23 protein-coding genes are annotated in these 23,233 nt (G+C 71.0%); 11 read left to right on the top strand and 12 right to left on the bottom strand.

Annotated features, from left to right (window positions below):
• Positions 1–151: 151 nt before the first annotated feature.
• Positions 152–931, bottom strand: a complete 780-nt coding sequence (locus G3I65_RS43220; protein ID WP_160701223.1) for a glutaminyl-peptide cyclotransferase — start codon at positions 929–931, stop codon at positions 152–154.
• 51 nt (positions 932–982) lie between these two features.
• On the opposite strand from G3I65_RS43220, the gene G3I65_RS58470 reads away from it, so the two are divergent.
• The gene (locus G3I65_RS58470) at positions 983–2,866 is read left to right on the top strand and encodes a DUF3027 domain-containing protein (protein WP_160701222.1); all 1,884 of its coding nucleotides are present in this window, start codon (positions 983–985) and stop codon (positions 2,864–2,866) included.
• Complete coding sequence (locus tag G3I65_RS43210; RefSeq protein WP_160701221.1) at positions 2,853–5,666, top strand: sacsin N-terminal ATP-binding-like domain-containing protein; 2,814 nt, start codon at positions 2,853–2,855, stop codon at positions 5,664–5,666. Before G3I65_RS58470 ends, G3I65_RS43210 begins: the two co-directional genes overlap by 14 nt.
• Here G3I65_RS43210 and G3I65_RS43205 read toward each other — a convergent pair.
• Complete coding sequence (locus G3I65_RS43205) at positions 5,663–5,890, bottom strand: DUF2530 domain-containing protein (protein ID WP_125309709.1); 228 nt, start codon at positions 5,888–5,890, stop codon at positions 5,663–5,665. The genes G3I65_RS43210 and G3I65_RS43205 overlap by 4 nt on opposite strands.
• Positions 5,891–5,972: 82 nt before the next feature.
• Between G3I65_RS43205 and G3I65_RS43200 the strand changes: the two genes are divergently transcribed.
• Complete coding sequence (locus G3I65_RS43200; RefSeq protein WP_160701224.1) at positions 5,973–7,445, top strand: NCS2 family permease; 1,473 nt, start codon at positions 5,973–5,975, stop codon at positions 7,443–7,445.
• Here the strand turns inward: G3I65_RS43200 and G3I65_RS43195 are convergent.
• Entirely contained in the window at positions 7,435–7,965 is a 531-nt protein-coding gene (locus G3I65_RS43195; RefSeq protein ID WP_160701220.1) for a hypothetical protein, read from the bottom strand. The genes G3I65_RS43200 and G3I65_RS43195 overlap by 11 nt on opposite strands.
• Positions 7,966–8,071: 106 nt before the next feature.
• On the opposite strand from G3I65_RS43195, the gene G3I65_RS43190 reads away from it, so the two are divergent.
• Positions 8,072–8,503 carry a MarR family winged helix-turn-helix transcriptional regulator gene (locus G3I65_RS43190; protein ID WP_160701219.1) on the top strand — a complete coding sequence of 144 codons (432 nt, stop codon included), beginning with the start codon at positions 8,072–8,074 and terminating at the stop codon, positions 8,501–8,503.
• Positions 8,504–8,616: 113 nt separating this feature from the next.
• A complete protein-coding gene (locus tag G3I65_RS43185; protein ID WP_160701218.1) occupies positions 8,617–9,873 on the top strand; it encodes an MFS transporter in 1,257 nt (418 codons plus the stop codon).
• On the opposite strand, the gene G3I65_RS43180 is transcribed toward G3I65_RS43185, so the two are convergent.
• From G3I65_RS43180 to G3I65_RS43155, 6 genes are all read right to left on the bottom strand, one after another.
• Positions 9,870–10,910, bottom strand: a complete 1,041-nt coding sequence (locus G3I65_RS43180) for a hypothetical protein (RefSeq protein WP_160701217.1) — start codon at positions 10,908–10,910, stop codon at positions 9,870–9,872. The two genes, G3I65_RS43185 and G3I65_RS43180, sit on opposite strands and share 4 nt — an antisense overlap.
• 212 nt (positions 10,911–11,122) lie before the next feature.
• Positions 11,123–11,932 (bottom strand): arylamine N-acetyltransferase, encoded by an 810-nt coding sequence (locus G3I65_RS43175; protein WP_160701216.1) that lies wholly within the window; start codon positions 11,930–11,932, stop codon positions 11,123–11,125.
• A gap of 137 nt (positions 11,933–12,069) precedes the next feature.
• Positions 12,070–12,693 carry a superoxide dismutase gene (locus G3I65_RS43170; protein WP_003088226.1) on the bottom strand — a complete coding sequence of 208 codons (624 nt, stop codon included), beginning with the start codon at positions 12,691–12,693 and terminating at the stop codon, positions 12,070–12,072.
• Between the two features lie 194 nt (positions 12,694–12,887).
• Positions 12,888–13,550, bottom strand: a complete 663-nt coding sequence (locus tag G3I65_RS43165) for a heme oxygenase (biliverdin-producing) (RefSeq protein WP_160701215.1) — start codon at positions 13,548–13,550, stop codon at positions 12,888–12,890.
• A gap of 73 nt (positions 13,551–13,623) precedes the next feature.
• Positions 13,624–14,220 carry a TetR/AcrR family transcriptional regulator gene (locus G3I65_RS43160; protein WP_160701214.1) on the bottom strand — a complete coding sequence of 199 codons (597 nt, stop codon included), beginning with the start codon at positions 14,218–14,220 and terminating at the stop codon, positions 13,624–13,626.
• 16 nt (positions 14,221–14,236) lie between these two features.
• Positions 14,237–15,736, bottom strand: a complete 1,500-nt coding sequence (locus G3I65_RS43155) for a glutamate-cysteine ligase family protein (protein ID WP_203612669.1) — start codon at positions 15,734–15,736, stop codon at positions 14,237–14,239.
• A 213-nt stretch (positions 15,737–15,949) separates the two neighbouring features.
• On the opposite strand from G3I65_RS43155, the gene G3I65_RS43150 reads away from it, so the two are divergent.
• The 3 genes from G3I65_RS43150 to G3I65_RS43140 are packed head-to-tail and all read left to right on the top strand — an operon-like array spanning position 15,950 to position 17,764.
• Positions 15,950–16,756, top strand: a complete 807-nt coding sequence (locus tag G3I65_RS43150; RefSeq protein ID WP_160701212.1) for an RNA methyltransferase — start codon at positions 15,950–15,952, stop codon at positions 16,754–16,756.
• Between the two features lie 31 nt (positions 16,757–16,787).
• On the top strand, positions 16,788–17,408 hold the full coding sequence (locus tag G3I65_RS43145; RefSeq protein ID WP_160701211.1) for a DUF2537 domain-containing protein: 621 nt from the start codon (positions 16,788–16,790) through the stop codon (positions 17,406–17,408).
• Entirely contained in the window at positions 17,408–17,764 is a 357-nt protein-coding gene (locus tag G3I65_RS43140; RefSeq protein ID WP_160701210.1) for an MmcQ/YjbR family DNA-binding protein, read from the top strand. Before G3I65_RS43145 ends, G3I65_RS43140 begins: the two co-directional genes overlap by 1 nt.
• On the opposite strand, the gene sepH is transcribed toward G3I65_RS43140, so the two are convergent.
• The 3 genes from sepH to G3I65_RS43125 all read right to left on the bottom strand — a co-directional run bounded on the left by sepH (position 17,761) and on the right by G3I65_RS43125 (position 21,044).
• Positions 17,761–18,603 carry a septation protein SepH gene (gene sepH, locus G3I65_RS43135; RefSeq protein WP_125309707.1) on the bottom strand — a complete coding sequence of 281 codons (843 nt, stop codon included), beginning with the start codon at positions 18,601–18,603 and terminating at the stop codon, positions 17,761–17,763. The two genes, G3I65_RS43140 and sepH, sit on opposite strands and share 4 nt — an antisense overlap.
• A 633-nt stretch (positions 18,604–19,236) precedes the next feature.
• The gene (locus tag G3I65_RS43130) at positions 19,237–20,385 is read right to left on the bottom strand and encodes a cell wall metabolism sensor histidine kinase WalK (RefSeq protein ID WP_160701209.1); all 1,149 of its coding nucleotides are present in this window, start codon (positions 20,383–20,385) and stop codon (positions 19,237–19,239) included.
• Positions 20,382–21,044, bottom strand: coding sequence for a response regulator transcription factor (locus tag G3I65_RS43125; protein ID WP_160701208.1), 663 nt, complete (start codon positions 21,042–21,044; stop codon positions 20,382–20,384). Before G3I65_RS43125 ends, G3I65_RS43130 begins: the two co-directional genes overlap by 4 nt.
• A 113-nt stretch (positions 21,045–21,157) precedes the next feature.
• Between G3I65_RS43125 and G3I65_RS43120 the strand changes: the two genes are divergently transcribed.
• The 3 genes from G3I65_RS43120 to G3I65_RS43110 form a co-directional block, all read left to right on the top strand.
• Positions 21,158–21,697, top strand: coding sequence for a hypothetical protein (locus tag G3I65_RS43120; protein WP_160701207.1), 540 nt, complete (start codon positions 21,158–21,160; stop codon positions 21,695–21,697).
• On the top strand, positions 21,694–22,788 hold the full coding sequence (locus tag G3I65_RS43115; RefSeq protein ID WP_160701206.1) for a peptidoglycan-binding protein: 1,095 nt from the start codon (positions 21,694–21,696) through the stop codon (positions 22,786–22,788). The genes G3I65_RS43120 and G3I65_RS43115 overlap by 4 nt, the downstream gene beginning before the upstream one ends.
• A partial coding sequence (locus tag G3I65_RS43110) for an ABC transporter ATP-binding protein (RefSeq protein ID WP_160701205.1) occupies positions 22,785–23,233 on the top strand: 449 nt, incomplete at its 3' end. The genes G3I65_RS43115 and G3I65_RS43110, both read left to right, overlap by 4 nt.

Below are 23,233 nucleotides of genomic sequence, written 5' to 3'. Positions count from 1 at the left end.
TCGCGCCAGCTGCGCGCGTCCGCCCCGCCCGGCTCCGGCGTCCAGCGTCGCTTCGACCTGCGGCCGCGCGGCTGCGAGCCGGAGCCGTCGGAGCGGGAGCCGAAGAGTGCCACGTGTCAATCCTGCCTTACCGGGGGTCGGTCTCGCCTGCTCATCCGTGCTTTCCGGCGGAGACCGGGACGAACCTCACCCGGAACGTGACCGGCCACTGCTTCCCGGTGAGCAGGAATTCGCCGGTCCCCGGGATGGCGGCGATGCCGTTGAGCACGGCCTCCGCGTCCGCCGGGTTCACCTTGGCACGCAGCTGACCTGCGTCGATCGTGCCGGTGACGTGCCCGGTGGCCGCGTCGACCCGCAAGATCGTATCGGTGTGCCAAACGTTTGCGTAGACGTCGCCGCCGACGCACTCGAGTTCGTTGAGCTGGTCGCGCCCGACGTCGACGCTCCCGGTCACGGCGAACGTCTTCGGGTCGCGGAAGGTGAGCCGCGACGAGCCGTCGCTCATGACGAGCCGCCCGCCGTCCTGGTGGCACAAACCCCAGCCTTCGCCCTGGTAGGGCACCCGGCGCAGCTCGGCGAGGGTTTTCGAGTCGCGTTCGATGGCGACGCCGTCCTGCCAGGTGAGCTGCCAGAGCGTCGGCCCGAGCACGGTGACGCCCTCGCCGAACAGTGGCGACGGCAGCGTGGCCTTGGTGGCGGGCGGCCCGCCGGCCGGCCCGGCGGTGAGCATCGACTGGCCGGCGAGCCCGGTGCTCTCGTAGAGCGTGTCGCCGGCGAACTCGAGCCCCTCGGTGAACGCGGCGGGGTCGTGCGCCAAGGTTGAGACCACCTCGACGGTGAGCTGTTCCGGGCTGGTTTCCGGTCCGGGGGCCCCGGCGCAGCCGCCGAGCGCGGCGGCCAGCAGCAGGGTGGTGACGATGGGCGTGCGCACGTTGAACAGCCTGGCACGGGCGCCGCGGATGCGTGCGGCACAATTGGCCGCATGACTTTGCTGCTGACCCTCGACGACGGTTCCGTGCAGCGCAAACTCGCCGACGCGGTGGAGTTCGCGCGAGCTGCGGTGCTGGAGGAAGCGCCCGCGGAGCAGCTCGGCACCCACGTGGGGGTCACCCGCGAGGACGCGGTCACGGCAAGTCACCTGTTCGAGGCCCAGGTCCCCGGCTACGGCGGCTGGCGCTGGTCGGTGACGGTAGCGCTGGCGGCCGACGAAGAGCCGGTGACGGTCAGCGAGGTCGTCCTGGTCCCCGGCCCGGACGCGCTGATCGCCCCGCCGTGGGTCCCGTGGGAGCGCCGCGTCCGCGCGGGCGACCTCGGCGTCGGCGACATCTTCCCGACGGACGAGAACGACCCCCGCCTCGCCCCGGCGTACCTGCAGTCCGACGACCCGGCGGTGGAGGAGGTCTCCCGCGAGGCTGGCCTTGGCCGCGTCCACGTGCTCTCCCGCTTCGGCCGCACGGAAGCAGCCGCCCGCTGGCACAGCGGCGAGTTCGGGCCGCGTTCGGACATGGCCCGAAGTGCGCCGGATGTGTGCGGGACTTGCGGGTTCTTCGTGCAGTTGGCGGGTTCGCTGAGCGGCGTGTTCGGGGTGTGCAGCAACGACATCGCCCCGGCGGACGGCCATGTGGTGGACGTGGAGTATGGGTGCGGCGCGCACTCGGAGGTCGAGGTCGAGGTGACGTCCTCGGTCCCGGTGGCAGAGCTGGTTTACGACGACTCGCTGTTGGACTTCACGCCGGTGGTGGCGGAGGAGGCCGAGGCGAAGGCGGAGGGGGCGTCGGCGGAGCCGGAGGAGGCCGCGGAGACGGCGGTGGAGGCGAAGCCGGAGCCGGAGGAGGCGTCGGCGGAGGCTGTCGCGGAGGCGGCGAAGCCGGAGGCGCCGGTCGCGGAGGCGGCAGAGTCGAAGCCGGAAACGGCGGAGCCGGAGGCCGAGGCGAAGCCGGGCGAGTCGAAGCCGGAGGCGGTCGCGGAGGCGGCCGAGCTGGTGGAGGCGAAGCCGGAGGCCGAGGCGTCGGCGGAGCCGGAAACCGCAGAGGTGAAGGCCGAGGCGGCGGCCGTGGCGCCGGCGGAGCCGGAGGCGGAAGTCGCGGAGACCGAACCGGAGACGGCGGCGGAGCCGGAGACCGCAGCAGCCGTGGAGACGGCAGCGGCGGAGCCGGAGGCGGCGGTCGCGGAGGCGGACGTGTCGCCGGCCGAGGTGGAGCCGGAGATTGCGGCGGACGCTGAGCCGGTGGCGGCGGAGCCGACTCAGACAGAGGTGACCGACTCGGTTGCGGAGCCGGCGCAGGCCAAGGTGGCCGATGCGGCTGAGGCGTCTGGCGCCGCGTCGGAGGCTGTTGCGGCGGAGCCGGCTCAGGCCGAGGCGCCTGCTGCGGTCGTGGAGCCGGAGGTCAGCGCGGCCCAGGCTGATGCGGCCGTGGCTGAGGGCGAGCAGACGGTCGCCGAAGCTGCTGCGCCGGTCGATGGGGAGTCGGCCTCGGGTGAGGTTGCGGGTTCGCGCGCTGCGGAGAGCGCTGAGCCGGTTGAAGGTGATGTTCCTGAGCCGGCGGAAGCTGAGCCGACTCAGGCTGAGGTCACCGATGCGGTTGTCGAGCCGGTTGCCGTGGAAGAGCAGCCGACCGATGTGGGCGCCGAGCCCCACGCGGCGGAGCCGGTTGTGGTGACCGATGCCGAGCCTGTTGAGGCCGAAGCGCCTGAGCCGGCTCAGGGTGAGGTGGCCGAGCCGGCTCAGGCTGACGAGGTCGAGGACGCGCAGGCGGGGGCCGACGCTCCGGCCGATAACGCTGACCTGCCCGAAGCCATCCCCCGCGACGATGTCGCCACCGCTCAGGGGGATGGGGCCGAGCAGCGTGATGATGCCGGGCGCTGAGGCGGCCGGGGGCGATCCGTTCGATTGCGGTCGGCTTCGTGAGGCGACTCTGCGTGCTTGGCGGGACTCGCCGACGCGGCTCATCGAAGACACCAACGTCGAGCGTGATCTGCGGGTCGGGGCCTACCGGGATCGGCTCTTCGTCGAGCTGGCGCAGAACGCTGCCGATGCTGCCATGGCCGCTGGGGTGCCTGGGCGGGTGCAGGTGTCCCTTGTGGACCGGGAACTCCGGTTCGCCAACACCGGTGCGCCGCTCGATGCTCGTGGGGTTGCTTCGCTTGCCTCGCTTCGGGCTTCCGGGAAGACCGGCGAGACCGTCGGGCGGTTCGGGGTTGGGTTCGCCGCCGTGCGGACCGTTTCCGACGAACCTCGCGTCGTCTCGCGAACCGGTGGGGTCGCCTTCTCCGCCGATCGGACCCGGGAGGCTGCCGGGATCGAGGGGGACGTTCCCGTTCTGCGGTTGCCGTGGCCCGTGGACGGGGATGTGCCGGACGGCTTCGACACCGAGGTCCGGCTTCCGTTGCGGGACGACGTCGACGGCGGTGCGCTTCTCGAAGAACTCGCGCGGGACGTCGCCGATCTCCTGCTCGCGCTGCCTTGGCTGGCCGAGTTCGAGGTTGGCGGTCGCGTTTGGACTCGGTCTTCCGAAGAGGACGTCGTCGAAATTCGGGGCCCGCTAGGGGAAAACCGGTGGCTGACTCATCGCGGTGACGTCGTGTGGGCCGTGCCGATCGGGCGGGACGGCGTGCCCGAGCCGCTGACCGAAGACGTTCTGCGTGCTCCTACGCCGACCGATGACGCGCTGTCGTTGCCCGCTCGGCTGCTCGCTTCCGTTCCGGTCGAGCCTTCGCGTCGTCGGGTGCTGCCCGGGGCCGAATTGACCGCGGCGTTGGGGAAGGCTGCTGCCGAGTACGTCGGGCTTGTCCGGGCGGTGGCGCCTGAGCACCGGTTCGCGCTCGTTCCGGCGCCGGGGTTTCCGAAGTCTACTGTGGACTCCGAGTTACGTGATGGAGTGCTTGCCGCGCTCAGCAACGAGACTTGGGTGTCCACTCAGGACAAGAGTGAGGTTTCCGGGCGTCAGGCAAGGGTTCTCGACGTCGATGTTCCCGGACTGCCGGAGCTTCTCGTCGATCTCGTGCCCGGACTCGTCAAGGGGGACGTGCCGGCACAGGCGCTGAAAGCTGTTTCCGGGCAAGTGATCGGCATCGAAGAGGTGCTGGAAACGCTTACCGGTGTGGCACGGGACCCCGGCTGGTGGCGGGAGGTTTACGCCGCTCTCGCGATCGCCGTCGACTCGCACGCCGTCGCCGCGTCCAAACTGGATGGACTGCCGGTTCCGTTGTCGGATGGGCGGACGCTGCCGGGTGCGCGAGGGTGCCTGCTGGTCGAAGGGTCGGCGGAGCTGCTCGAACTGCTGTCCGATGTGGACATCCCGGGGCTCCGGCTGGTGCACCCCGCCGCGTCGCACCCGTTGCTGGAACGGCTGGGGGCCAAGCACGCCGACGCGCGGGAACTGCTCAACGCCGATCAGCTGCGGGACGCCGTCGAGCGCAGTGTCGAGGACGTGCGGTCCGGATTGGACGGTACGACGCTCGCCGGTGCCGTGCTGCGGCTGGTCGCCGACTGCGGGGATGACGCCCCGCGCTGGGTCGGCGCGCTCGCGTTGCCCGCCACCGACACCTGGCGCCGGGCCGACGAACTCGTGCTGCCGTCGTCGCCGCTGATCGACGTCTTCGACGAAGAGGTCTTCGAGGAGGACGGCGCGCTCGACGTCCTCGACGAGGACTTCGCCGGAGACTGGCCGGCCGACACGCTCAAGGCCGCCGGCGTGCTCGACTCGTTCGCGCTGGTCGTGGACGACGAGCCGCACGAACCCGACCACGACCTGCCCGACGAAGAGACCTGGTGGGACTCGCTGCCGGAGCCGCCGTCGACGCTCGTCGCGATCCGGGACCTCGACCTCGTCGCCGACGACTCCTGGCCCGCCGCGCTGCGGCTGCTCGCCGCGCGTCCCGAGACCTGGCACGCCCTGCGCGCGCCGCGGGGTCACGCCGCCTGGTGGATCGCGCAGTACGCCGTGCTCGGCGGGTTCGCGCCGAACGAATGGCGCTTGCCGGACGCCGATCTGGCCGGGCTCTACGACGAGGTTCCCGACCTCGGGCTCGGCGAGCAGCTCCTCGCGGCCGCCGGGGTGCGGGCGGATCTCGGCATGTCCACAGTGGAGGAGGCCGAGGATCTGCTCGACCGGCTCGCCGACCCGGATCGCGCGGTCGCGGCCGGGCTGGTGACCCGTGCTTACGACGCCGTCGTCGAGTCGGGGCTCGGACCGCGTGCGCCGCAAGGGGTCCGGGCCGCGGATGGGTCCGTTGTGGACGACGCGGTCGTGCTGGACGTGCCGTGGGTGGCCGGGGCGCTCGAGGCCGATCGGTACGTGGTCGCCCCCGAGGACCCGGAGCGGCTCGCCGACCTGCTCGACCTGCCGCTCGCGAGCGCCGCGCCCGCCGAAGTGACCAGCGAGGGCGAGTACGCGCCCTGGGCCGAGCTGCCCGCGCTGAAGCTTGTCGCCGACCTGCTCGGTGTCGGGCTGCCCGACGGCGGCGTCCTGGTGCACGACCCGCTGACCGTGTCGATCCAGGGCGCCGAGCACGACGTCCAGTGGTGGTCCGATGACCGGCTGCACGCGGCCGACACGTCCGAGGGGCTGGCCCGCGCGTTCGCCTGGGCGGCCGGGCGCTGGCCCGACCGGCACCTGATCACCGCGCTGCTCGACGACCCGTCACCGCGGACCTTGCTGAGCTAAAGGCGCTGGGCCGACTTCGAGCCGCGGCGGGCGGCGGCGCGCTGCCAGCCGATGATCGCCATGCCGATGAAGCCCAGCGCGAAGCCGGACAGCGCCGTCTGCACCCAGAGCCCCGATGTCGTGAAGAAGAGCACCACCAGCGCGACAGCCCAGATCGAGGTGCCTACGATCACCACCGGCGTCAGGTCGGTCAGCTTCTTGGGCAGCTCCGGCGTGTGCCGCAACGAGCCCGTAACCTCCGGTGGATTGATCGGTTCACTCACGAGGTGCAGGGTACTCCGCAGCAGCGAGAGAATGGGCAGGCGAATGGCGGAGCAGGAGACGACCCGCGCGGGGACGTCCACACTGGACCGGTTCTTCAAGATCACCGAGCGGGGTTCGACGGTGTCGCGCGAGTTGCGCGGCGGCCTGGTCACCTTCGTCACGATGGCCTACATCGTGGTGCTGAACCCGCTGATCATCGGCAGCTTTTCGAGCGACGACGCGGGCGCGCACAAGGACCTCCTCGGCGGCATCCTGCCCGTCTCGCAGGTCGCCGCGGTCACGGCGCTCGTCGCCGGGGTCATGACGATCCTGATGGGCCTGATCGCGAACTACCCCTTCGCCATCGCGACCGGGCTCGGCATCAACAGCCTGGTCGCGGTCACCATCGCGCCGCAGATGACCTGGCCCGAGGCGATGGGCCTGGTGGTCATCGAGGGCGTGATCATCGTGCTGCTGGTGCTCACCGGCTTCCGCACCGCGGTGTTCAAGGCCGTGCCGGCCGCGCTGAAGTCCGCGATCGCCGTCGGCATCGGCGTGTTCATCTGCCTGATCGGCCTGGTCGACGCCGGGTTCGTCCGCCGGCTGCCGGACGCCGCGCACACCACCGTCCCGGTGGGCCTCGGCATCAACGGCTCGATCGCCTCCTGGCCGACCGCGGTGTTCGTCATCGGCCTGCTGGTCACCGGCATCCTCGTGGTGCGGAAGGTCAAGGGCGCGATCCTCATCGGCGTGCTGGCGTCGACGGTGCTGGCCATCGTCGTCGAGGCGATCGTCAAGGCCGGGCCGTCGAAGGGCACGAACCCGCTCGGCTGGAACCTCGGCTACCCGGCGCTGCCGGACCAGGTGCTCGGCCTGCCGAACCTCTCGCTCGTCGGCGACGTCTCCTTCGGCGCGTGGACGCGGCTGCCGATCATCACCGTCTGCCTGCTGGTGTTCACGCTGGTGCTCGCCGACTTCTTCGACGCCATGGGCACCATGACCGGCCTCGCGAAGGAGGCCGACCTGCTGCCGAAGGACGGCCAGCTGCCCAACGTCGGCAAGGCGCTGTTCGTCGAGGGCCTCGCGGGCGCGGCCGGCGGGTTCGGCTCGGCCAGCTCGAACACGGTGTTCGTCGAGTCGGCGTCCGGCATCGCGGAGGGCGCGCGGACCGGTCTGGCCAACGTCGTCACCGGCGTGCTGTTCATCGCCGCGATGTTCCTGACCCCGCTCTACCAGGTCGTGCCGGTCGAAGCGGCCGCGCCGGCGCTGGTCGTGGTCGGCGCGATGCTGATGTCGCAGGTCCGCGACATCGACTTCACCGACTACTCGATCGCGCTGCCGGCGTTCCTGACCATCGTCGTCATGCCGTTCACGTACTCGATCGCCAACGGCATCGGCGCCGGCTTCGTCAGCTACGTCGTGATCCGCGCGGCGACCGGCAAGGCCCGCCAGGTGCACCCGCTGATGTGGGTGATCGCGCTGGCGTTCGTGGCGTACTTCGCGGTCGGGCCGCTCCAGGCGGCGTTCAGGTCCTGATCTTCAGGGCTTCGTCGAGGACGCCCCGGTCGCGTTCGAACTCCGCGGCCGGGGCGTCGAACCGGACCGTCACCAGGGCGTCGCCGGCGCCGAGGCCGACGACGGTCACCCGCCGCGGCACGCCGTCGCGGTCGTAGGTGAAGTCCCATTCCGCGGCGTCGATGTCGGCGATCGGGGCGTGCTCGGTGACCGTGCCGCCCTGCCGGCCGGCGACCGCCTTGAGCCCGCTCAGCACGTCCTCCTGCGTGATCGGCACCCGGTCGGTCTCGAGCAGGACGTCACCGTGGCGGTAGCTCGCGCGCTCCTTGTCGCGGCTCACGGCCCAGCCCGACGGCACCGGGATCTCGATCGCGGGACCGTCCGCGAGCCGGTAGACCTCCAGCGTCCCCTGGCCGATCGACGGCGCGGGTGACGGCGGCGGTGCGGCTGCCGGGGTGTCCGCCCGTGGCCAGACCAGCGCCGCCGCGATCGCCAGGACCGCCGCGCCGACCACGGCCGAGCCCACCAGCTTCTTGTTCATCCGACCCCCAGGCTTTTCCCTGGTGAGGACGCACGGCGCGTATTCCAGGTTGCCGCTTGACGGAGATCACCCGTGCGGGCGAAGTTTCGTAAGGTATGCTAACTATATGTCCGGCGACACGCACGAACGCTCCTTGGCGAGTCGGTTGCGTCTCGCGGTGGTCCGGCTCAACCGCCGGCTGCGGGCACAGCGCGTCGGGGACGACCTCACGCTCACGCAGGTCGCCGCGCTGTCCACCCTGCACAAGTGCGGTGCGCTGACCCCGGGTCAGCTCGCCGCGAAGGAAGGCGTCCAGCCGCCCTCGATGACGAGGGTGATCGCCGCGCTCGAAGAGATGCGGTTCGTCGAGCGGCGCCCGCACCCGACCGATGGCAGGCAAGCCATCGTCGAGTTGTCCGAGAGCGGGCTGGCCTACGTGCAGAAGGCCATCTCCGTGCGGGAGGCGTGGCTGGACCGGCAATTGGCGGAACTCGGCGACGAAGAGCGCGAAGTGCTCTCCAAAGCCGCCGAAATCATCGACAGGATGGCGGGGAACTAACCACGGTGACGGCCACGGGTAGCGAAACGAAGCGTTCGATCGAGACCACTGCTACCCGGGACACGGCGCCACCGCCGTCCGCCTCGCCGCCGTCCTCGTCTAAGCGCGGCAGCATGTTCGCGTCGCTGCGGGTCCGCAACTACCGGCTGTTCTTCACCGGCCAGGTCATCTCGAACATCGGCACCTGGATGCAGCGCATCGCCCAGGACTGGCTGGTGTTCACCCTCAGCGGCAACAACCCGATCGCCCTCGGCATCGCGGTCGCGCTGCAGTTCGCGCCGACGCTCTTCCTTTCGCTCTGGGCCGGCGTCCTCGCCGACCGCGTCGACAAGCGGCGGCTGCTGACGTGGATCCAGGCTGCGGCGTGCTCACAGGCCGTGGTGCTCGGCGTCCTCGACATCACCGGGCTCGTCGCGCTGTGGCAGGTCTACGTCCTGTGCTTCACGCTCGGCATCACGGCGTCGCTCGAAGTGCCGACGCGGCAGTCGTTCGTCGCCGAGATGGTCGGCCGGGACCAGATCGCGAACGCGGTCGCGCTGAACTCGTCGATCTTCAACATGGCCCGGATCGTCGGCCCGGCGATCGCCGGGTTCGCGATCACCTGGATCGGCACCGGCTGGCTGTTCATCGCGAACGCGCTCAGCACGGTCGCGGTGATCATCGGCCTGCTGATGATGAACCCGGACAAGCTGTTCCGCGTCGCGGCGGTACCGCGCGAGAAGGGACAGCTGGTCGAGGGCCTCCGGTACGTCCGGCGGCGCTCCGACCTGATGACCGTGATGGTGCTGGTGCTGTTCGTCAGCACGTTCGGCATCACCTACTTCAGCTCGCTGCCGATCGTCGCGGCGAACGTCTTCCACACCGCCGCCGACGGCTACGGCCTCCTTTCCACGTTGGTCGCGGTCGGCACGTTCACCGGCGCGGTGATGTCCGCCCGCCGCGGCACCAAGGGACGGCCGCGGGTGCGGCTGATGCTGGTGTCGGCCTTCTTCCTGGGCGTGTTCGAGCTGATCACGGCGTTCATGCCGACGTACCTCACGTTCGGCCTCGGCCTGATCCCGCTCGGCTTCGCGACGATGACGTTCCTCAACACGGCGAACGCGCTGGTGCAGACGTCGGTCAGCCCGGAGATGCGGGGCCGGGTGATGGGCCTGTACGTGCTGGTCCTGATCGGCGGCAACCCCATCGGCGGCCCGATGGTCGGCTGGATGGCGGACGCGTTCGGCGGGCGGTCTCCCTTCTACATCGGCGGAGCGGTTTCGGCGCTGGCCGCGGTCGTGTGCGCGGTGGTGCTGATCCGGCGGGGTGGCGTTTCGTGGCCGGTGCAGCGGGGGTTCGGGCTTCGGGTGCTGAAGCGGGCGAAGGTCTAGCGGCCGAGCAGTTGCGGTAGCAGGGACTCGGCCCAGGCCCGCAGTTCTTCGTCGGACTTCCTCGGGGACGGCCACGCGAGCTGCACCTGTTGCGGTGAGTCGTCGGTGAGCTGGATCGTCACCGACGGGTTGTCCACCGAAGCGGGCCGGCCGCCGATCGTGTCCGGCAATGACTGCTCGAGACGCTCCCTGCTCGACGCCTGGACGATCAACTGTTCGTCCGCCCGGTATGCGCACCGCCCGTCGTGCTTGGGTACGAACTCGTCGAGCGGGCGCCCGGTGGATTGGGCAAGCGCGGAGCAGAGTTGCCAGGCGATCGACGGGGTCGGCGCGTCGACGATGCCGCTACCGGGCGGGACGTCCGCCGCGTGGACCGGGATCTCGTCGCCGAGCCCGCGCGGCAGCGCGGGCCCCGGCTTGGTGATGGCGGCGACGAGGCCCTCGCCGATGCCGCGCACGAGGTTCGGCAGGTCGCGGGGCAGCTGGTCCCACACGTGCTGCTCGAGCGAAACCTCCAGCACGGGTTTGGCCCAGCTGGGTGGGCTCGCACCGACGAGCACGATGACCGCGGTCGCTTGCCTGGTGTCCGAGTAGACGGTGGCTTCGCGGCCGCCGATGGCGGTCCGCCTCGGGTTGCCGAGCGGGCGCACCAGTGCCCCGTCGCTGAGTTCGGCCTTGACCCGGAGGGTCTTGGTGACGACGGTGCAGCCCGACCCCAGCCACACTTCACGTAGGACCGAGTCGCCCAACTGCCTGGCCCACGCCTGCTCGGGCAGCGCCGAGCAGAGAACGTGGCCAGCGGTGTAGTCCGGCAGCGCCGCGGCCATTTCCCCGGTGGGCATGGGCACCTCGCGGACCGGCTCCGCGCCCGGCTCCGGCCACGGGCTGGGCAGCTCCTTCGGTGGCTCGGGCAGCGCGACGGGCCCGAAGAAGGTGCGCACGACCAGCCAGGCCCCGCCGCCGTGGACGGCGATGAAGGCCAGGACGGCGACGACGATGAGCGCCGCGGTGTGAGTGGAGTTCCCCCTTGTGTTCACGCTGTGACCGTAGCGACACGCACCGACAAAAACCGGGGGTTTCCGCAGGTAGTATCACTCGAACGAGTGAGATGTGAGTCTCCCTGGTCCGACTCTTGCCCCGAGATATGAGGTTAGGCTAACCTCATACACGTCCGCTTCGTGGTGGGAGCGGCAGTCAGTTCGGGAACGGACGGAGCCCCGGCACTGGGAACCCCAGGCCGGGGCTCTGTTCACGTCAGGGCAGTGTTCGGGCTGGGTGCCCCGCTCGTCAAGGGACTCCCACCCGGTGGGGTCGGCAGGCGCTTCAGCGGGAGACCGAAGTAGACGCGGTAGGCCGCCCGGATCGCGGCTTCGGTCGGCAGCAGGACTTCGTTCCGGATGCCGTCGACCGTCTCGATCAGCTTGTCGCCCGACAGCGTCACGCGGCCCTGGGACGTCGGGCGGGAGCAGGTCAGCGAGCGCGTGAAGTGCGACTCCGGGGAGGTCGACTGCCACCACGCCATCGGGACGAAGTCGGCCAGCGGGCGCGGGCGGCGCTCCAGCCGGTACTGCGGCTCGCCGTCCAGCAGCACGTCGACGTCGCCGTCGGGGGTGTCCAGCAGCAGGAACTCGCCGTCCGGGTCGGGCTGGGCGTCCACACCGGACAGGCGCAGCGGGTGCCGGGAAAAGCGGCCGAAACCGACGTCCACCAGCCACGGCTCGTCGAGTTCGACGACGATCGCCGCGTGGTCCAAGGGCGGGCCGAGGCTGCCGTCGGGGCGGAAGACCTTCGCCGCGTGCAAGGTCGCGGAGTAGCCGAGCTCGCGCAGCAGCGCCGCGAAGAGCCCGTTCAGCTCGTAGCAGAACCCGCCCCGGCGACGGCGCACGATCTTCGCGAACAACGCCGCTTCGGTCAGCTCGACGGGTTCGCCCAGGTGGATGCTCAGGTTTTCGAACGGGACCGTGGCCAGGTGACGCTCCTGCAGGTGACGCAGGGTCGCGAGGTCGGCCGCGGCGGGGCGCCGCACCCCCAGCCGGTCCAGATACGCGTCGACGTCCATGCGTCCAGCCAAACACCTCGACCGCACTCGAGGTCAAGCGCTGTGTCTTCCGGGGGTCAAACCCCCGGACCCCCGGCACCCAGCGACGAAAAACGGGGCCCTCCCGCGAAGGAGGACCCCGTTGACGGCGGACGCGCTCAGCCGAGCAGCAGGCCGTTGCCACCGGCCACGGCGTTGTCGAAGCGCTTGGAGATCTCCGCCCAGTTGAAGATGTTCCAGAGCGCCTTGACGTAGTCCGGCTTCACGTTCTTGTAGTCCAGGTAGAACGCGTGCTCCCAGACGTCGACCAGCAGGATCGGCACGGTCGGCAGGATCAGGTTGTTGTGGTGGTCGCGCAGCTGCTGGGTGATCAGCGTCTTGCCGATCGGGTCCCAGGAGAGCGCGCCCCAGCCGTTGCCCTGGATCGTGGTCGAGACGGCGGTGAACTGCGCCTTGAACTTGTCGAAGGAGCCGAACGCCTCGTCGATCGCCGCGGCCAGCTCGCCGGTCGGCTTGTCGCCGCCTTCCGGCGACAGGATCTTCCACCACACGACGTGGTTGGCGTGGCCGGCCAGGTTGAAGGCCAGCGTGGTCTCCAGGCCGACGATCGAGCCGAAGTCGTTCGCTTCGCGGGCGGCTTCGAGCTTGTCGAGCGTGTCGTTCGCGCCCTTGACATAGGTCGCGTGGTGCTTGCTGTGGTGCAGCTCGTTGATCTCGCCGGAGATGTGCGGCGCGAGGGCGCCGTAGTCGTAGTCGAGATCGGGCAGCTCGTAGCGGGCCATTGGCCCTCCTTCTGTCTTCGACACAAGTTTCCGGTACCGAACCTAGTAGCACACCGCCCTTCGCGGCGAGCGGGGGCGGGTGGCCGTCACAGCGTGGGAACGGCGGGCTCGTAGGTGGCGTACCCGAGGGTCCGCCGCCCGAAACCGAGCCTGCTACCTGGACTTAACTGGAGGTCAACGAGCTGTGAGGACGATCATGCGACGCGGTACTCGTCCAGCCGCCCGGCCAGTTCGTCGAAGACGGCGACGTTGCACTCGAACGCCACCAGCGTCTCGTCGATCACGCGGGCTCGTTCGGCTTCGTCCCACGGCGCGTTGTCCAGCTTCGCGCGGTACTGGTCGCGGAAACGCGGGGCGCTGCCGATCTCGTCGAAGTGGTAGAAGAGCGCGCCCGCCTCGGCCACGTCGTACTGGCGCTCCAGCACCCGGCGGATGGCCTGGCCGCCCGCGATGTCGCCGAGGTAGCGCGTGTAGTGGTGGGCCACGTACCCGCCGGCCCAGGTGGACGCTTCGCGCACTCGCTCGACGTACGCCTGTGTCGAGGCGAGCGGCGCGATCGTCGTGCGCCAGTCCGGGCCGACCAGGTGCGCGAGGTCGCGCTCGAGGTTGGGCAGCCGGCGGAGCTCGTCGAAGACGAATTCGCCCCCGACCGGGTGACCGGCCATGGTGTCGCTCGCCGCCTCGATGGCGCTGTAGACGAAGTAGTACTGGATCGCCAGCTGCGTGTAGCCCGCTTGCGACAGCTCGCCGCCGAGCAGGGCGCGCATGTACGTCGAGTAGTTCGCCTTCTCGTGGACCTCGAGCGTCGACGCGCGCAGCGTCGCCGAGAACGGGCGGGCGTCCGTGGTCACCGACATGGGCAGGCCTCCCGGCGATCGATCTGACACGCTGTCAGAAAGATCGTAGGCCACAATTCCGGCTTAGGCTACCCTAAATCGACGCGCCGACCGCCCGCAGCACGAACCGCACCGCCGCTTCGACGACGTCGTCCAGCTGCTCGGGCGGGCCGTCGACCAGGGTCCGGTTGCCCAGCGCCGCGGTGATCATCGGGATCAGCACGTCCGGGTCTTCGGCGGGCCAGCGCCCCAGGTCGACGCCGCCGGTGAGGATGGCGCGCAGCCGGTCGGTGATCGGGTCGGCGTGCGCGCTGATCCGCCGGTACGCCGCGGGCGCCAGCGCCGACGCGAGCGCCGTGCCCGGCGGCATGTGGTACTCCGCCAGCACCCGCAGCTGCAGCCGGACGAAGGTGGCCAGCTGCTCGGCCGGATCGGCCTGGGCCTCGACGGCTTCGGTCAGCCGCATGACGTACCGGGCGGCCTCGTCCTCGACGAAGGCGACCAGCAGGCTTTCCTTGTCGGGAAAGTGGTTGTACAGCGCGGTCCGGCCCACGCCGGCGGCCGAGGCGACGCCGGCGAGCGTGATCGCGTCGAAGCCGCGTTCGTAGAGCTGCGCGCGCAGGACGTCGAAGACCCGCGTCCGCACCTCGCGCCGGTGGGCCTCGAGCGACTCACCGAGAATCTTCGGCATCGGCCCAGGCTAGCGCTCAATCGGCGATCGGCCAGGTGTGCACCGGTTCGCCGGCCTCCGACAGCTCGAGGTACCGGCCCAGCATCAGGCTCAACGCGGCTTCCCGGTCGAGTCCGCGGTCCTGCGCGCGCAGGACGTAGTCGCGCTGCCAGGTCGCCCCGGTGCGCCGCGCGAGGCAGCGGCGTTCGACGATCCCGAGGTAGCGCTCGCGGGCTTCGTCGGAGACGTCGGAGCGGCGCAGCCCTTCGTGGGCGAGCGGCAGCAGCACGCGCAGCGCCAGCTCGTCCGGCGGGATCCAGCCGATGCCCGGCCAGTACAGCTGCGCGTCGAACCCGCGGCGCGCGCCCGCGTAGAGGTTTTCCTCCGCCGCCTGGAAGGACATCTGGCTCCACACCGGGCGTTCCGCCTCGGCGAGCGCGCGCTGGGCGCCGTAGAAGAACGCCGCGTTCGCCACCGTGTCGACGACCGTCGGCCCGGCCGGCAGCACGCGGTTCTCGATCCGCAGGTGCGGCAGGCCGTCGACGACGTCGTACACCGGGCGGTTCCAGCGCCAGATCGTGCCGTTGTGCATGCGCAGCTCGGTCAGCTTCGGCGCCTGGCCCGCGTCGAGGGCCTCGATCGGGTCCTCGGCGTCGGTTTCCGGGAGCAGACCGGGGAAGTAGCGGACGTTTTCCTCGAACAGGTCGAAGATCGACGTGATCCAGCGCTCGCCGAACCACACGCGCGGCCGCACGCCCTGGTTCTTCAGCTCTTCGGGCCGGGTGTCGGTCGCCTGCAGGAAGAGCGGGATCCGCGTCTCGTGCCACAGCGCCTTGCCCAGCAGGAACGGCGAATTCGACGCCAGCGCGATCTGCAGCCCGGCGAGGCACTGCGCCGCGTTCCAGTGCGCGGCGAACTCCTCCGGCGCGACCTGCAGGTGCAGCTGCACGCTGGTGCACGCGGCCTCGGGGAGAATGGATTCGGCGTAGCTGCGCAACCGTTCCGGCTGCTGGCCCGGCAGCGGCGCGCCTTCCATCGCGAGCACCGTGCGCTCGCCGCGCGCGGCGAAGATCTGGTCGTTCAGCGTCGCGTAGCGGGCTTTGTTGGTGAGCCATTTCTGGTCGAAGTGCTCGTGCTTCAACGTCGGCAGGATGCCGATCATGGCCAGCGCCGACCCGGTGTCCCGCGCTTTGGACGCGGCGGTGCCGAGGTACGCGCGGAGGTCGTCTTCGAGCTGCAGCGCCGAATCGCCGGCCAGCGGCCGCGGCGGCACGTTCAGCTCGATGTTGTGCTGGCCCAGCTCGGTGGTGAACGACGGGTCGTCCAGCGCCTCCAGCACGGCGGTGTTCGTCATCGACGGGCGCAGCTCGTGGTCGACCAGGTTCAGCTCGACTTCGAGGCCGATGTTCTTGCGGGGGAACGAAAAACTGCCGTCCGTGAGCATCCGGGCCAACGTGTCCAGGCAGCGCTGCACCTTGCGGCGGTACCGCCCGCGGTCCAGCGTGTTGAACGATCGAGCCGCGAGGTCCATCCCCATGACCATCCCTGCTTCGTGCGTCGGCGTGGAACTAGGACGTGTTCCAGGTCCTGGCGGACAACCGTTACACAGGCGATGCACCCGTGCTAGCGGCCAAACTGGTGCTCTCCGTCACGACCGGTTAACCGAAAGCAAAATGGCCCCGTTCGTACCACCCGCGCCGGGACGTTCGGACCAGTCCGGCGCCCGGCAAGCGGGTGACAGACTGGGCGGATGGGCGTGATCCACATCGACGATTCCGGCGACCCGCGGGTCGACGACTTCCGCGACCTGTCCACTGCGGACCGGCGGCCGGACCGGCCCGGCGGGCGGGGGTTCGTCATCGCCGAAGGCACCGTCGTGGTGTCCCGGCTGCTGGCGTCGCGGTACCGCGTGCGGGCCCTGCTCGGGGTCGAGCGCCGGTTCGCCGAGCTGGCGGAAGAACTCGAGGGAATCGAGGCGCCGCAGTACGTCGCGTCCGCGGAAACGATGGCCGACGTGGTCGGGTTCCACCTCAACCGCGGGATCCTCGCCGTCGCCGACCGGCCGGCGCCGCTCACGGTTTCCGAAGTCGTCGACGGCGCCGATACCGTTGCCGTACTGGAAGGCGTCGGCGACCACGAAAACCTCGGCGCGCTCTTCCGCAACGCGGCCGCGCTCGGCGTCGGCGGGGTGCTGCTCGGGCCCGGCTGTTCCGACCCGCTGTACCGGCGCAGCGTGCGCGTGTCGATGGGGCACGTGCTGCGCGTGCCGTTCGGGCACCTCTCGGACTGGCCGGGCGGGCTCGACGACCTGCGGGCGCGCGGGTTCGCCGTCGCGGCGTTCACCCCGCGACCGGGTTCCGTCCCACTCCGTGAACTGCGCGCGCACGCGCCCGGACGGGTGGCGTTGCTCTTCGGTGCCGAGGGTCCCGGGCTGACCGAAGCGGCGCTGGCGGCGGCGGATCACGCGGTGCGGATACCCATGCCGGCCGGGGTCGACTCACTGAACATCGCGACCGCCGCCGCGGTGGCCTTCTACGAACTGGCCCCGGGTGGCTAAGGTGATCCCCTGGTCTGGGCGAAAGGACACCATGGAGCTGCGGATCCGCGGCGAACGCGCCGTGCTGGCCGGTCCCGGCGGGGAGCACGCGCGCGAGGTGGACCCGCACAAGCTCGCGATCGGCGCCGACCTCGCGCAGGCCCTGCACGAGTGGGCGCGCGTCGCGGCCGCCGTGTCGGCCGAATCCGGTGAGGAAGCGGGCGCGGTCGTCTCGCAACGCGGCCGTCAGCTGGCCGGACGGCTCGCTTCGGTGATGGGCACGACCGTCCGGTTCGTGGACCCGGTGACGGGCGCGGACACGGTCGTCGAGCCGCCGCCGCGGGAGCCCGAGCCCGGCCACCGGCTCCTCCGTGCGGTGCTGGGCCCGGTCGGGCCGCCCGGCGAACCGACGCCGTGGCTGACCGGGCTGACGGTGTCGGCGTTCATCGCGGCCGTCGTCGTCATCGCGATGCTGGCGCTGGCTTCGACGCTGGCCAGGGAGACGAGCGGGTGGCTGGCGCTGGTGGCGGCGGTCGTCGTGACCGCCGGGATCGCGCCGTCGCTGTGGCTGGTGCGGCGCACGCCGATCCTGCGGTGGGCGGCGTACGGCGCCGCGGGTGGCGTGGTGATCGCGTGGATCGGCGTGCTGGTGATCGCGTTCGGCGGCGCCTGATGAGCGCGCCGCTCGACGCGTTGCGGAAGCTGTGTCTCGCCCTGCCCGAAGCGACCGAGCGGCTCAGCCACGGGACGCCCGCCTGGTTCGTCCGCGGCAAGAAGACGTTCGTCATGTTCCACGACGACCACCACGGCGACGGCAGGCTCGCCTTCTGGTGCCCCGCTCCGCCCGGTGCGCAGGAGGAACTCGTGCGCACCGAGCCGGAGAGGTTCTTCCGGCCGGCGTACGTCGGGCACCGCAGGTGGGTCGGCGTGCGGCTGGACGTCGACGTCGACTGGGGCGAGGTCGACCGGATCGTGCGCGAGGCCTACCGGCAGGTGGCGCCGAAGACGCTCGCGGCGCTGGTGGACTAACCGCGCTGCGAACGAACCCCGAGCAGCACGTCCTCCCAGGACGGCACGATCGGGTGGTTCTTCTTGGCCTTCGGCCGCGCCTGCTCGGCGGTGTCCTCTTCCGGGTCCGCCGGGACGCGCGGGATCTCGCGGGTGTCGTCGTCCGGGTCCGGCTCGGCCGACGGCAGTTCGGCGCGCTCCGGCGCGACCGAGTCCAGCGTCGGCTGGAACTCCGCCTCCCGGGCCGGCTCCAGTGCGCGGACCGTCCGGGGCGGGCGGTAGGCGTTCGGGTCGAGGAGGACCTCGGCGTTCTCGTCGAGCGCCGTGACCGTGCCGCCGTGCGCGCCGGGGGAGAACGCCCAGTGCGCGCGGTTGTCCGACCGGCCGGCCTTCCACTGGAGCACGACGACCCAGCGGCCGTCGTCGCCCTTCCACGAGTCCCAGGTGGCCTGCGAGTAGTCGTGCCCGCGGACGCCGAAGCCGTACGCGACGACCTCGCCGAGCGTCTGCACGTCGGGCCCGTCTTCGCGGACGGGGTGGGCGCTCTGCGCCATTTCGGCGGTGCGCGAGCGCTCCAGCAGGACGGGGTAGGCGAAGCGTTCGACGCGCTGCACCGAAATGCCGGCGCCGTTCGCGACCTGCTCGACTGACTCGCCGGCGCGGATTCGCGCCTGGATCTCGCGTGGCCGCATCTGGCTCTCCAACTCGATTTCGATCTGGCCGAGGCGGGTGATGTCCCCCCGCGCAGCCGCGCGCAGTCGCTCATCGGCCGGGAGCAGGAAGCGGGTGCGGCTCGCCGGGTCTTCGAGCACGATGGACTTGCCGTCCTCGTGCAGCCCGACCACTCGCAGCGCCCGCATTGTTTTCGCCTCCCCGATCTTCTTCACCGTTGTGGTGCCCACGTTAGAACGGCGCGTCGACTTGACGTGCGAGGCGCGCCGAGTCCGTGCCGAACTGCCCACTGTTCATTTCGCGACGCTCACATCATGGGTCACCCAGGTCAGCGGGTGCTGTGTGACACGCCGGACACGGTCAGTCACGATCGAGTGGATCAGGACGGCGGGGCGGCTGAGTCGGGGTGCCCGAACGACGTGAATGACTCATTCATGTCGCTGGGCGGCAGGGCGCCGGCAAAGTCGGGCCGGCGAGCGGGTGACCGGCCACAGAGTCGCCTGGCCGCGTGGTCTGCCCGGCGTAGCGGGGATGTTGTGAAAGGGTCGTTCATGTCGTCTGGCGACATGAATGAGTCATTCACTACGTTCCGCGGCAGAGTGCCGGCTAAGTCGCGCTGGTGAGCGGGTGACCGGTCGCGGGCTGGTGGCGTGGTGTGCCCGGCGTCGCGGGGGTGTTGTGAAAGGGTCATTCATGTCGTCTGGCGAGGTGAATGACTCTTTCATGACATCGCGGATCGGCCGTGCTGCCCGACTTTGCCGGGACCCGGTCGCCGGACGACATGAATGAGTCATTCACGTCGTCGGCGGCCGGGCGGTCGATCAGGACGGCGGTAGGCGGACCGTCACCGTGAGGCCGCCGCGCCGGCCGGGCTGGGCCTCGGCGAAACCGCCGTGGGCCTGGGCCACCGACCGCACGATCGACAGTCCCAGACCCGCGTTGCGCGTGTCGCCGGTCCGCTCCGACCCGACCCGGCGGAACGGCTCGAACAACGTCGGCACCGCCTCGGGCGGCACCACCGGCCCCGAATTACGCACCTCCAGGGCCGGATCGCCGCGGACCTCGACGTACACCCAGCCGCCCGAAGCGTTGTACGTGATCGCGTTGACCACCAAGTTGGTCACCAGGCGCTCCAGCAGGACCGGGTCGCCCGCCACCACCCGCGGCCGCAGGCGTGTCTCGACCGTCACGCCCGCCGACGACGCCTGGGCGGCCGTCGCCCGGACCACCGCAGCGACCACCTCGTCCAGCCGGACCGGGGTGCGCGCGTGCAGGCCGCGGTCGCTGCGGGCGAGGACCAGGAGACCCTCGATCATCCGTTCGCTGCGTTCGTTCGTGTGGAGCAGGTGCGTGCCGAGCTTCCGCAGCTCCGGCGTCACTTCCGGGTCGGCCATCGCCACTTCGATCAGCGTCCGTTGCACGGCGAGTGGCGTCCGCAGCTCATGGGAGGCGTTGGCGACGAACCGCTTCTGGCTGTCGAACGACTCCGCGAGCCGGTCGAGCATGCCGTCGAACGTGTCCGCCAGCTCCTTCAGCTCGTCGGGCGGGCCGTCCAGGTTGATGCGGCGGTCGAGCTTGCCCGCTTCGAGCCGCCGGGCCGTCGAGGTGATGTCGTGCAGCGGCCGCAGCGCGCGGCCGGCCATCAGCCAGCCGAACAGGACCGCCAGGGCGGCCGTCACCACCAGCGCGATCCCCGAGCCGACGAGCAACGTCGACAGCGTCGACGACCGGTAGTCCGCCAGCGATCCGCTCAGCAGCCGGACCGCCACGCCCGACGACGGCATGGCCGTGTCCGCCGGGACGCCGTAGGCCAGCTCCGCCGAGCCGACCGTCGTCGACGCGACCCGCGCCGGGTCCGGCAGCGTGCTCTGCACCAGCAGGTAGTTGATGACCACCAGGACCAGTCCGGCCAGCAGGAACAGCCCGCCGTACCAGGCGGTGAGCTTCGTCCGGACCGAAACGCCGTTCACGGGGTGCCGAACCGGTAGCCGGCGCCGGGGACGGTGCCGATCACCGGCGGGTCGCCGAGCTTGCGCCGCAACGTCATCACCGCGACGCGGACGGCGTTCGTGAACGGGTCCGCGTGCTCGTCCCACGCCTTTTCGAGCAGCTCCTCGGCGCTGACCACCGACCCCTCCGCCCGCATCAGGACCTCGAGCACGGCGAACTCCTTCGGCGAGAGCAGCAGGAACCGGCCGTCGCGGGCGGCCTGGTGGCGGGGCAGGTCGAGGACGACGCCGTCGCGTTCCAGCACCGGCGGCAGCGCCGGCCGCGCGCGCCGCGACAGCGCCTGCACCCGCGCGACCAGCTCGGCGAACGCGAACGGCTTCGTCAGGTAGTCGTCGGCGCCGAGGCCCAGCCCGGCCACCCGGTCGGTGACGTCGGCGGCCGCGGTCAGCATCAGCACCCGTGCTTCGCCGCCCGCCCGGACCACCGCGGCGCAGACGTCGTCGCCGTGCACCCCCGGCAGGTCGCGGTCCAGCACCACGACGTCGTAGCCGTGCACGCCGACCCGTTCCAGGGCCTGCGTGCCGTCGTAACAGACGTCGACGGCCATCGAAAACCGCCGCAGCCCCTCCGCGACCGAGTCGGCCAGCAACCGCTCGTCCTCCACCACCAGCACCCGCACCCGCCCAGTCTGCGCAGGGAGGCCATAAGGACCGCATAAGCGGCGTCGCTTAGCGCGCCCGAATCCCCCGATCCGTAGACCTGGTACCCGACCGGAACGAAAGGAGCGAGCCGATGCGGACACGGATCGTCGTCGCGGCGATCGGGGCGGCCCTGCTGCTCGCGGGCTGCGGCGGCCAGGGGGACGACGGGTCGAAGGTGGCGTCGATTTCGACGCCCCCGAAGTCGGGCGGGCCCACCGCCGCCGACAACAGCGGCAAGAGCGACGAAGACAAGATGCGCGAGTTCGCCAAGTGCATGCGCGAGCACGGCGTCGACATGCCCGACCCCAAGCCGGCAGGCGACGGCAAGGGCATGGCGGTCACCCTGGGCGGGGACGGCGCCGACGTTTCCAAGATCGAAGCCGCGCAGAAGGCGTGCAAGCACCTCATGCCCAACGGCGGCGAGATGAAGCCGCCGAGCGCCGAGGAGCTCGACAAGATGCGCAAGGACGCCAAGTGCATGCGCGACCACGGCGTCGACATGCCCGACCCGGACCCGAGCGGCAAGGGGACGATGCGCGTCGGCGGGCCTGGCGACGACCCGAAGAAGTTCGAAGAGGCCGCGAAGGCGTGCGGCATGGGCATGAGCGCGAAGGCGGCGCCGGCGAAATGAGTCACGTCACCGAACTCAAGCCGCGTCGTCGCGGCCGGACCCGCTGGTTCGTCGCGGCCGCGGTCCTCGTCGTCGTGCTGGGCACCGGCTCCGTCGTGATCCTGACGCGGGTGTCGAGCGCGACGCCGGTCAAGGAGGCCGCGCCGCCGCCGGTGGAGACGGCTGAGGTCGTCAAGACCGACCTCAGCGAGGAGGAGGAAGCCGACGGCACCCTCGGCTACGGCGACGAGGAGCCCGTCCAGGGCCGCAAGCCCGGCACGATCACGTCGCTGCCCGCGGCCGGCGCCAAGATCGGCCGCTGCCAGGCGGTCTACGGCGTGGACGCGAAGCCGGTGCCGCTGTTCTACGGCACGCTGCCGTTCTACCGCGACCTCGCCACCGGCGCCGACGACGGCGCCGACGTCAAGCAGCTGGAGGAGAACCTCAAGGCGTGCGGCTTCGGCGGGTTCGGCACGCCGGACAAGAAGTTCACGTCGGCGACGGCGGCCGCGCTCAAGAAGTGGCAGAAGTCCCTCGGGCTCGAGCAGACCGGCGCGTTCGGCCAGGGTGACGTCGTGCTCGCGGCGGGCGAGGTCCGGGTGTCGTCGCTCGCCGCCAAGCCCGGTTCGCCGGCGCAGGGCGAGGTGCTCAAGACGACCGGGACCGTGCGGTCGGTGCGGGTGAAACTGGAGGCGGCCAAGCAGGACCTCGCCCAGCAGGGCGCGAAAGCGGCCGTGACGATCAACGGCAAGACGACGACGGGCACCATCACCGACGTCGGGCGCACCGCCGTCGAGGGCAAGGACGCCGCCGGCAACAACGACGGCAAGCCCACGATCACCGTCACCGTCCGGCTCGACGACCCGGCGGCGGGCGGGACGCTCGACTCGTCGCCGGCGAGCGTCCGATTCACCAAGGACGTCCACCAGGGCGTGCTCGCGGTGCCGGTCGGCGCGCTGCTCGCGCTCGCCGAAGGCGGGTACGCGGTCGAGGTCGACGAGAACGGCAAGCGCCGGCTGGTGGCCGTCCAGACCGGATTGTTCAGCGGCGGCAAGGTCGAGGTCACCGGCGACGGCCTGACCGCGGGCATGCGGGTGGTGACGACGTCGTGACACCCGTGCTGCGCGTGCACGACGTCACGCGCACCTACCCCGGCGGGGTCGCCGCGCTCGACGGCGTCTCGCTTTCGCTGGAGGACGGCGAAATGGTCGCGATCGTCGGGCCGTCCGGGTCCGGCAAGTCGACGCTGCTGCACCTGATGGGCACGCTCGACCGGCCGTCGTCGGGGCGGATCGAGCTGCACGGCCACGACGTCGCCGCGCTGCCGGACCGCAAGGTCTCGGCGTTGCGGTCGCGCTGGATCGGGTTCGTGTTCCAGCAGTTCTTCCTGGACGAGGGGATGAGCGCGGTGGACAACGTGTGCACCGGCCTGCTCTACGCCGGGGTGCCGCGACGGCGGCGGCGCGACCGGGCGCTGGCCGCGCTCGACCGCGTCAAGCTGGGGCACCGGGCGTGGCACCGGCCCGGCGAGCTGTCCGGCGGGGAACGCCAGCGCGT

Origin of the sequence: Amycolatopsis sp. SID8362 (assembly GCF_010550475.1) — a bacterium.
Lineage (GTDB): Bacteria > Actinomycetota > Actinomycetes > Mycobacteriales > Pseudonocardiaceae > Amycolatopsis > Amycolatopsis eburnea.
This window is presented reverse-complemented; position numbering and strand designations above follow the sequence as displayed.

Bases quoted from the DNA above. Each gene is read 5' to 3' on its own strand.
- G3I65_RS58470 (WP_160701222.1), top strand. From the start codon at position 983: ATGACTTTGCTGCTGACCCTCGACGACGGTTCCGTGCAGCGCAAACTC.
- G3I65_RS43210 (WP_160701221.1), top strand. From the start codon at position 2,853: ATGCCGGGCGCTGAGGCGGCCGGGGGCGATCCGTTCGATTGCGGTCGG.
- G3I65_RS43140 (WP_160701210.1), top strand. From the start codon at position 17,408: ATGAGCGCGCCGCTCGACGCGTTGCGGAAGCTGTGTCTCGCCCTGCCC.
- sepH (WP_125309707.1), bottom strand. From the start codon at position 18,603: ATGCGGGCGCTGCGAGTGGTCGGGCTGCACGAGGACGGCAAGTCCATC.
- G3I65_RS43195 (WP_160701220.1), bottom strand. From the start codon at position 7,965: ATGAACAAGAAGCTGGTGGGCTCGGCCGTGGTCGGCGCGGCGGTCCTG.
- G3I65_RS43170 (WP_003088226.1), bottom strand. From the start codon at position 12,693: ATGGCCCGCTACGAGCTGCCCGATCTCGACTACGACTACGGCGCCCTC.
- G3I65_RS43160 (WP_160701214.1), bottom strand. From the start codon at position 14,220: ATGCCGAAGATTCTCGGTGAGTCGCTCGAGGCCCACCGGCGCGAGGTG.
- G3I65_RS43150 (WP_160701212.1), top strand. From the start codon at position 15,950: ATGGGCGTGATCCACATCGACGATTCCGGCGACCCGCGGGTCGACGAC.
- G3I65_RS43165 (WP_160701215.1), bottom strand. From the start codon at position 13,550: ATGTCGGTGACCACGGACGCCCGCCCGTTCTCGGCGACGCTGCGCGCG.
- G3I65_RS43185 (WP_160701218.1), top strand. From the start codon at position 8,617: ATGTTCGCGTCGCTGCGGGTCCGCAACTACCGGCTGTTCTTCACCGGC.
- G3I65_RS43190 (WP_160701219.1), top strand. From the start codon at position 8,072: ATGTCCGGCGACACGCACGAACGCTCCTTGGCGAGTCGGTTGCGTCTC.
- G3I65_RS43175 (WP_160701216.1), bottom strand. From the start codon at position 11,932: ATGGACGTCGACGCGTATCTGGACCGGCTGGGGGTGCGGCGCCCCGCC.
- G3I65_RS43155 (WP_203612669.1), bottom strand. From the start codon at position 15,736: ATGGGGATGGACCTCGCGGCTCGATCGTTCAACACGCTGGACCGCGGG.
- G3I65_RS43145 (WP_160701211.1), top strand. From the start codon at position 16,788: ATGGAGCTGCGGATCCGCGGCGAACGCGCCGTGCTGGCCGGTCCCGGC.
- G3I65_RS43115 (WP_160701206.1), top strand. From the start codon at position 21,694: ATGAGTCACGTCACCGAACTCAAGCCGCGTCGTCGCGGCCGGACCCGC.
- G3I65_RS43120 (WP_160701207.1), top strand. From the start codon at position 21,158: ATGCGGACACGGATCGTCGTCGCGGCGATCGGGGCGGCCCTGCTGCTC.
- G3I65_RS43200 (WP_160701224.1), top strand. From the start codon at position 5,973: ATGGCGGAGCAGGAGACGACCCGCGCGGGGACGTCCACACTGGACCGG.